Annotated in this window: 5 protein-coding genes; all 5 read left to right on the top strand. The window is 40.5% G+C overall.

Features of this window, described 5'->3' with window-relative positions; all coding sequences use genetic code 11:
- Positions 1 to 1,050 (top strand): cation:proton antiporter (locus tag Q0K35_RS10075; protein ID WP_294562729.1); only part of this gene is annotated, 1,050 nt, incomplete at its 5' end.
- Between the two features lie 98 nt (positions 1,051 to 1,148).
- The gene (locus Q0K35_RS10070; RefSeq protein ID WP_294562728.1) at positions 1,149 to 2,570 is read left to right on the top strand and encodes a TldD/PmbA family protein; all 1,422 of its coding nucleotides are present in this window, start codon (positions 1,149 to 1,151) and stop codon (positions 2,568 to 2,570) included.
- Positions 2,570 to 3,841 carry a metallopeptidase TldD-related protein gene (locus tag Q0K35_RS10065; RefSeq protein WP_294562726.1) on the top strand — a complete coding sequence of 424 codons (1,272 nt, stop codon included), beginning with the start codon at positions 2,570 to 2,572 and terminating at the stop codon, positions 3,839 to 3,841. Before Q0K35_RS10070 ends, Q0K35_RS10065 begins: the two co-directional genes overlap by 1 nt.
- Position 3,842: 1 nt before the next feature.
- A complete protein-coding gene (locus Q0K35_RS10060) occupies positions 3,843 to 5,069 on the top strand; it encodes an aminopeptidase (protein WP_294562725.1) in 1,227 nt (408 codons plus the stop codon).
- A 166-nt stretch (positions 5,070 to 5,235) separates the two neighbouring features.
- Positions 5,236 to 7,076, top strand: a 1,841-nt coding sequence (locus Q0K35_RS10055; RefSeq protein ID WP_294562723.1) for an FAD-dependent oxidoreductase, incomplete at its 3' end; no start/stop codon positions are given.

Here is a 7,076-nt window from a genome sequence, read left to right as displayed (position 1 = left end):
CCCTCCATGTTTGGTCTTCTGGATGACTCAATTCTAAATATATCGGCAGATATACGAAAAATTGCTTTGATCATTATTTTGACACGTGCCGGTTTAAATTTAAGTATTGAAGATTTAAAGAAAGTAGGTCGCCCGGCCTTTTTGATGTGTTTTGTACCGGCATGTTTTGAGATCTTGGGCATGGTTGTCTTGGCACCTATATTTTTAGGAATGAATCTTTTAGATTCATTGATTTTAGGAAGCGTGATCGCAGCCGTATCACCGGCCGTTGTCGTACCAAAGATGCTGAAGCTGATGGAAGAGAAGACCGGAACAAAAAAAGGTATTCCGCAATTGATCATGGCAGGAGCGAGTGTTGATGATGTTTTTGTGATTGCCCTATTTACTTCATTTACATCATTGGCGAGTGAGTCTTCTTTTACTTGGAATCATTTAGTAAATGTGCCTGTTTCAATTATTACAGGTATTTTAGGTGGCATGCTTATAGGATTGCTTATTGCATGGATCCTGGAAAAATGGGATTTGAATCGTATGATGAAAATTATACTTGTATTAGGCTGTTCACTTCTTATGGTATCTTTTGAAGACATAAGTCATTTACCGTTTGCATCACTGATCGGTGTGATGAGCATGGGAGCTGCTCTTCAAAAGAAAAGCGAGGGCAACGCTTACTTATTGTCAAAGGATTATTCAAAGATGTGGGTCATTGGTGAAATATTCTTATTTGTGCTTGTTGGGGCAGTTATTGATCTGCAATATGCGTTGACACTTGGCTGGGCACCTATACTTTTAATATTATCAGTTCTATTGTTTAGAATGGCAGGAGTCTTCGTGTGCCTGTTGAAAACAAATTTAAATATGAAAGAGCGGCTTTTCTGTATGATTGCCTATTGCCCAAAAGCTACCGTACAGGCGGCAATCGGCTCTGTACCTATGGCGATGGGACTAGCTTGCGGACAAAGCGTTTTAACGGTAGCAGTCGTTTCAATTTTGATCACGGCACCTTTGGGAGCACTTGCCATTGATAAAACATATCAGAAACTTTTATGATGATTTAAAAGAGTATGCAACTGGTGGTTGAATTTGTTTATTTCGATAGACAATGAAATAAAATAAGAGTAAAATCTTACACATAGGAGGGTTGATATATGCAAGTCAAAATGTCAGGATATCTGATGGAAATCAAACCTAAAATCAAGGAATTGATCACTCTTTTAGATAATGAATTTGAATATGTCAGTGTATTATGCACGGATGTATCCGGCACCAGCTATCGTGTGGGACAGCGACAGACAAATGTTGGTGACTATGGCTTTAGTGAAAGAGGCTTTGTGGTACGTGTTTATGAGAATGGCAGTTACTGTGAGTATTCTTTCAATGAATGTGAAGATGTTGAAGCATGTGCAAAGACGATTGCTTCGGTTCTAAAGGATGAGCTGAAAGCTTTGGAGAATTTAGGTATTTCTAAGATGGAATCACCACTGATCCATGAAGAAGAAATGACCAAAATAATGATGAATGAAATTGAGGTAAATCCGGAAGAGATGAGTGCTGAGGATATCTTAGCACATCTGAAAAAGATCAGTGATGCCGGTGCAAAGCATGAGGGGGTCATTGAGTTTCAGGCTGCGATGCAGTTTGCCCATGTCAATAAGATGTTTTTATCCGATAAAAAAGATCTGATGCAAAGCTATGCTTATGCGGAAGGAATGGCTGCCGCAATCGGAAGCAATGGTGAAAAGACTGAAATGGCTTATGAGTCTTTTTCAGGATTAAAGGGTGCGGAGATCTTAGATGAAATGGATGATAAGGTAGAAAAGATCATTCAAGATCTCAATGATAAGCTGAATGCAGAAGCAGTGGTTCCGGGCATGTATGATGTGATCACGACACCGGAGGTTACCGGTCTGATTGCTCATGAAGCCTTTGGTCATGGCGTGGAAATGGATATGTTTGTGAAAGAACGTGCTTTGGCGAAGGATTATATTGGCAAGAAGGTTGCCAGTGATATCACTTCAATGAAGGATGGTGCCTTGAGTGCCTCACAGGTCAGCAGTTATATGTTTGATGATGAAGGTACTTTGGGATCCGATACAACTATTATCGATCATGGGACTCTTGTCAGAGGTATCAGCGATCTGTTAAGTGCATTGCGATTAAAAACAGTGCCGACAGGAAATGGAAAGCGTGAAAGCTTTGAGCGTAAGGCTTATGCGAGAATGACCAATACCCTGTTTGCTTCAGGTACAGATTCCTTGGATGATATGATAGCTTCTATTAAGCATGGTTATCTTTTAGAGGGCATGGATTCAGGTATGGAAGATCCAAAGCACTGGGGAATTCAGTGTGTGGTAGCCATGGGCAGAGAAATCAAGGATGGTAAGCTGACAGGAAAAGTAGTAGCTCCGGTAACCTTGACAGGCTATGTACCGGATATGTTGAAGAGCATTTCGATGATTTCAAATGATTTTGAAATGTTTGGCAGCGGAGCCTGTGGCAAAGGACATAAGGAATGGGTCAAGGTAAGTGACGGAGGTCCTTATTTGAAGTGTAAAGTGAGGTTAGGCTAATGAAAAAAGAACTTTATTCAATATTAAAAGAAAGCAAAGCCAGTGATTTTATCATCAAAGAGATCACGACCTATTCACAGGAAGCCTTCTTTATCGGTCAAAAACTGGATATGAGCCGTGCCAAGGAGGTTTCGCATACCATGGTAACGGTCTATGTAGACAGCGATGATAAAAAATATCGCGGCAGTGCCACAAAGGAAATTCATCCGACATATAGTGTGGAGGAAATAAAGAAAGAAATTGATAAAGCCATCTTTGCTGCCCGGTTTGTACAAAATCCATGGTTCCCATTAGTTGCCGATCAGCAAAGTGAGGGAAATGACTTAGATGTAAATCTGACAGAAGAGCTGGTGAAGATTTGTGAAGCGATGCAGAAGGTTAAGGCAAAAGAGAATGAGAAAGTTAACTCTTATGAGGTCTTCGTTAATAAGAAGAAAACCCATATCCTTAATTCTCAGGGCGTAGATGTTACTTTCTATGGCTTTGATTGTGAAGTAGAGGCTGTGATCAATACCAGCAAAGAAGGCCATGAAATCGAGCTTTATAAAGATTTGCGCTTTGCGAATAAAAAGGGTGAAGAGATCACTTTGGAAATCGAAAAGATGTTCATTAGTGGTGAAGCCCGTTTAAAGGCCGTATCGACCAAAAAGAACGAGCATGCCAATGTTATCTTAAGCGGAGATGATGTGGTTCAGTTCTTCCAGTATTTTACTTCGCATACCAATGCTGCTAATCAATACATGGGTATTGCGAAAGCTAAGATTGATGAGAAGATGAGCGGAGATGATGCAGATGATCTAACGATCGAGTTAAAGGCACATATGGATGGTTCTACGAAAAATGATGCCTATGATATGGATGGTAATCCTGTAAAAGATCGCGTTCTCTTTGATAAAGGTGTATGTAAGACGTTCTGGGGAAGCATCCAGCATGCTCACTATATCCATATGGATGATACGACATCGATCAATAATGTTGTCGTACATGGTGGAAGCATGAGCATTGAAGATATGAAAAAAGAGCCTTATCTGGAAGTTACGGATTTTAGTTCATTTATCATGGATCCGATTACGGGAAGCTTTGGTGGTGAGATCCGTTTAGGATATGAAAAAGATGCCCGGGGTGTTCATCCGGTTGCCGGAGGATCGATATCCGCAAATTTTTCTAAAGCAGTAAAAAATATGAAATTTTCTAAAGAAACACGACAGATCAATAATTATATCGTGCCTTGTGCCGTATGTTTACGTGATGTGGTCGTAGCAGGAGAGTAAGATGAATCAAAAAATTTATGAAGAATATGCGAAACTCGCAGTTGAAATTGGAATTAATTTAAAAGAAGGTCAGGATGTGGAAATCACCGCATCGACAAAATGTGCTGATTTCGTTAAGGAAATCGTTAAAGTTTGCTATGAGGATAAAGCCAGAAGCGTCAAGGTTGAATGGCTCAATGAAGAAATCGATAAGCTTCGCTGGTTGTATGAAGATGAGAAAGTCATGTCTGAAGTATTGACATGGCAGGAAGAAAAGGCCAAGTATCGTGCTGAAACGCTGCCTTGTAAGATCTATGTTGATGATGCAGATCCGGATGCCTATAATGGTATCGATCTAAAGAAATATGCAGCTGTCAGAAAGGCCCGCTATTCTGTTTTGAAAAAATACAGCGACAAGGAAGATAATCGAAATCAGTGGGTCATCGTTGCTATTCCTTCTGTAAAGTGGGCAAAAAAGGTGTTCCCGGAATTGAGCGATGATGAAGCTGTCAGCAAATTATGGGAAGCAATCATTAAGACAATGCGTCTTGATCAGCCGGATCCGGTTCAGGCATGGAAGGACCATATTGATGATTTACAGGAAAAGAGCACGAAATTAAATGAGATGAATCTTGATTATCTGGAATATAAATCAAGCAATGGAACGGATCTGACATTAAAATTACAGCCAAATCACTATTGGATCAGTGCTCGTGAAACAAATATGCTGGGAAATGATTTTACCGCAAATATGCCAACTGAGGAAGTATTCACGATGCCGAAACGTGATGGTGTCAATGGTGTGGTCTACTCAACCAAACCTTTATCTTTACAGGGACAGTTAGTAGAAAACTTTAAGGTGACTTTCAAAGATGGCAAGTGTGTTGAAGTGAGCGCTGAAAAAGGACAGGATATCTTAGAAAATATGTTGAATATGGATGAAAACTCCCGTCATCTGGGTGAAGTTGCACTTGTTCCTTATGATTCACCGATCAACCAGACAGGTCTTCTTTTCTCAAATACGTTATTTGATGAGAATGCCTGCTGTCATTTAGCCTTTGGTGAAGCCTTCAAGAATAATATCCGAGGCTATGAAAATATGAGCGAGGAAGATTTTAAGAAAGTCGGTTTTAATGAATCCATCAATCATGTGGATTTTATGGTCGGCAGCGAGGACTTGGATATCGTTGGTGTTGATCATGATGGAAACAGACATCAGATCTTCAAAAATGGTGTTTGGGCAATTTAAGTTATGAAAAAGACGTTATGTTTAAAAGCATGACGTCTTTTATTTGCCCTTTCTAGGGGCAAAAGAGAGGATATGAAAAAATCATGTTTTGATTGATAATAAGAATGGAAGAGAGGGTCAAGACATGAAATATCAACATTTATTTTCACCATTAAAGGTGAATGACATGATTTTAAAAAATCGCATCATTGCAGCACCGATCGGTGAAGAATTTTCTGAAAAAGCACTTGGAGGAGCAGCCCTTGTTATATGTGGACATACGATTGTTGAACCGGGCAGAAGCAGCTTTGCCAGTGGAAATGAACAAAGTGGTTTTTTCAAATATGAAGTAGAAAAAACACAGGAAAAGATTCGTATATGCCATCGTGCAGGTGCCCGTGCATCGATCGAAATCTTTCATGCCGGACAGTATGCACGTGTCCTTCCTGGTGAATATGCAGTAGGTCCGTGCTCCTTTGTTCGTGATGATGGTGTTGAGGTGAGAGCCTTAGATAAAGAAGGCATGGAAAGAATTGCCGATTTATATGCACAGAGTGCTTTGGATGCAAAGAATCTGGGATTTGATGCGATTTTCTTGCATTTTGCCCATGGATGGCTGCCGGCTCAGTTTATTTCTCCTTTATTTAATCATCGGACAGATGAATATGGAGGCAGCCTTGAAAACAGAGCAAAATTTCCATTGATGATCCTTGAAAGGATCCGTCAGGCAGTAGGTGCAAATTATCCGATTGATATGCGTATTTCCGGTGAAGAGTGTGTTCCCGGATCAATTGAATTTAAAGATACGCTGCAATTTATCTTAATGGCAGAGCCTTACATAGATTCCGTACAGATTTCTGCCGGATTGGATATCAATCACGAAGGTAATGTGAGGATGGCTACGACTAATTTTTGTGAGCATATGCCAAATGTCAAGTGGGCAAGAGAGGTCAAGAAGCATGTTAAGAAGATCAAGGTAGCTGTTGTCGGAGCGATTATGAATCCTTCGGAAGCGGAAGGGTTGCTTGCGAATGAAGATGTCGACTTAGTGGCTTTTGGACGAAGCTTTATTGCGGATCCTTATTGGCCAAATAAGGCAAGAGATGGTAAGAGCGAAGATATCATTCCTTGTATCCGATGCTTACAATGCTATCATATCTCGACCAATCGTCGTAATGTAGGCTGTTCGGTCAATCCACGCTATCACAATGAAAAGTTTATTGATAAAGAGCTGAAGCCATGTGAAACACCAAAAAAGGTCGTAGTCATCGGAGCGGGACCGGCAGGTATCATGGCAAGCATAACTGCCAGCAAGCGAGGACATCATGTCATCTTGCTTGAAAAAGAAGCAAGTGCCGGCGGTGCTTTAAATTTAATTTCCAAAGAATATTATAAAGAAGATATTCGTGCGTATCTGCAGTATCTGAAGAATCAATTGGCAAAATCAAATGTTGATGTACGCCTTTCCTGTGAAGCAGATCCACAAATGGTAAAAGAGCTGAAACCGGATGCCTTGGTCATTGCTGTTGGTGGTAAGCCTGTGAGCCTTCCTTTAAAAGGAAGTGAAAAGAAACATGTGATTAGTTATGTACAGGCCATTGAAGACGAATCGCTTGTAGGAGATCATCCGCTCATCATCGGCGGTGGTACCATTGGTGCAGAGCTGGCATTGGAGCTTGCAGAGCTGAAAGGAAAACATCCGACGATCGTGGAATTAACCGATCAATTAGCTGCTCAGGGCAATATGTTGTATCGTATTGCTTTACGTCAAAAATATGAATCATTACAAGAGCCGATTCAGATTCATTATCAAACAAAGTGTATTGAAATTAAAGATAATGAGGCAGTTCTTCAACACCAGGACGGTTCATGCGAAACAATACAGGCAGATACAGTGATCCTATGTACAGGTGTGCGTGCCGATCGTAAGCTTGTAGAGTCTTTCTATGGTATCACTCCAGAGATTTATGAAGCAGGTGATGCGATAAGGACCAGAAAAATACAGGAAGCTGTATTTGAAGGATATGG

It is taken from the genome of uncultured Traorella sp. (genome assembly GCF_944327115.1).
Classification (GTDB): Bacteria; Bacillota_I; Bacilli_A; order Erysipelotrichales; family Erysipelotrichaceae; genus Traorella.
This window is presented reverse-complemented; position numbering and strand designations above follow the sequence as displayed.

What these genes read in the sequence shown, in the direction of transcription:
- Q0K35_RS10060 (WP_294562725.1), top strand. Translation starts at nt 3,843, where the DNA reads ATGAATCAAAAAATTTATGAAGAATATGCGAAACTCGCAGTTGAAATT.
- Q0K35_RS10070 (WP_294562728.1), top strand. Translation starts at nt 1,149, where the DNA reads ATGCAAGTCAAAATGTCAGGATATCTGATGGAAATCAAACCTAAAATC.
- Q0K35_RS10065 (WP_294562726.1), top strand. Translation starts at nt 2,570, where the DNA reads ATGAAAAAAGAACTTTATTCAATATTAAAAGAAAGCAAAGCCAGTGAT.